Below are 1214 nucleotides of genomic sequence, written 5' to 3'. Positions count from 1 at the left end.
TCGGCGCTGGTGGAGCAACCAACAGATGCGCGGAGCTTTCAGGTTGCGCAGCGCGGCTGTTGGTTGCGGTGAACAGGTCCTTGGCGAACGCTTTGGGCGTCTGGTAGCCGAGAGGCGAATGGGGCCTTTCTTCGTTGTAGTCTGTGGTCCAGGCGCGGATGGCCGTCCGGGCGTGGGCCATGTCGCGGAACATTGTCTCGTTCAGAAGCTCGTCCCGCGTGCGGCCATTGAAGCTTTCGACGAACCCGTTCTGCATCGGTTTGCCTGGCGCGATGTAATGCCATTCGACCCCGCGCTCGGCGGCAAAGGTTAAGATCGCGTTACTGGTCAGTTCGGTCCCATTGTCTGAAACGATCATGCCAGGTTTGCCGCGCCGCTCTATCATCATGGCCAGTTCTCTGGCGACACGGCGCCCAGAGATCGAGGTGTCCGGGATTGCCGCCAGACATTCACGGGTTACGTCATCAACCACGTTCAGGATGCGAAACCGACGGCCACAGGCGAGTTGGTCGTGTACGAAGTCGAGCGACCAGCGCGCATTCGGACGCGCCTCGACCAGGATCGGTGCACATGTGCCGATGGCCTTGCGCCTGGCGCGTCGCTTGCGCACCGTCAGCCCCTCTTCGCGATAGAGCCGGTAGATGCGGTTGATCCCGGATGGCTCGCCCTCACGCCGCAGCAGCACGAACAGGCGGCGATAGCCAAACCTGCGACGTTCATTGGCCAGATCACGCAGCCGCTGGCGCAGTTCCGTCTCCGACGGCCGCACGGACCGATACCGGATCATCTTCCGATCCGCCCCAACAATCTGACAGGCCCGCCGTTCCGACAGACCCATCCGGGCCTGCAGATGCGCAACAGCCGCACGCTTCACGGCGGGCCTTACCATTTTTTTGACAGCAGCTCCTTCATCGCCGCCGCATCCAGCATCTGTTCGGCCAGCAGCTTCTTCAGCCGGGCGTTCTCATCTTCGAGGGCTTTCAGCCGCTTGGCGTCGGAAACCGTCATCCCGCCATACTTCGCCTTCCAGGCGTAGAAGGTGCCCTCCGACATGCCATGCTTGCGGCAAAGATCGGCACACTTCGCCCCGGCCTCATGCTCGCTCAGAATGCCGATGATCTGTTCTTCTGAATATCTCGTTCGCTTCATTGTCCGTCCCTTCGTTGGGTCGGACTCTAGTTCCTAATGGAGGAAAAATCCCGTGGCAGGTCAGC

At 61.3% G+C, this 1214-nt stretch carries 1 protein-coding gene; it reads right to left on the bottom strand.

All coding sequences use genetic code 11. The features are described 5' to 3' along the window. Positions 1–1149, bottom strand: a protein-coding gene (locus tag P0645_RS19215; RefSeq protein ID WP_284166165.1) for an IS3 family transposase whose coding sequence is annotated in 2 segments (ribosomal slippage) — positions 1–888 and positions 888–1149 — 1150 coding nt annotated over the 2 segments. Because the reading frame shifts where the segments join, the coding sequence is not laid out codon by codon here. This gene is flagged as partial in the annotation. Between the last annotated feature and the right edge of the window lie 65 nt (positions 1150–1214).

The organism is Frigidibacter sp. SD6-1, assembly GCF_030143255.1.
In the GTDB taxonomy this organism is placed as follows: Bacteria; Pseudomonadota; Alphaproteobacteria; order Rhodobacterales; family Rhodobacteraceae; genus TMP-24.
Note: the sequence above shows the minus strand (reverse complement) of the source record. Positions and strands in the feature narration are given on the sequence as shown.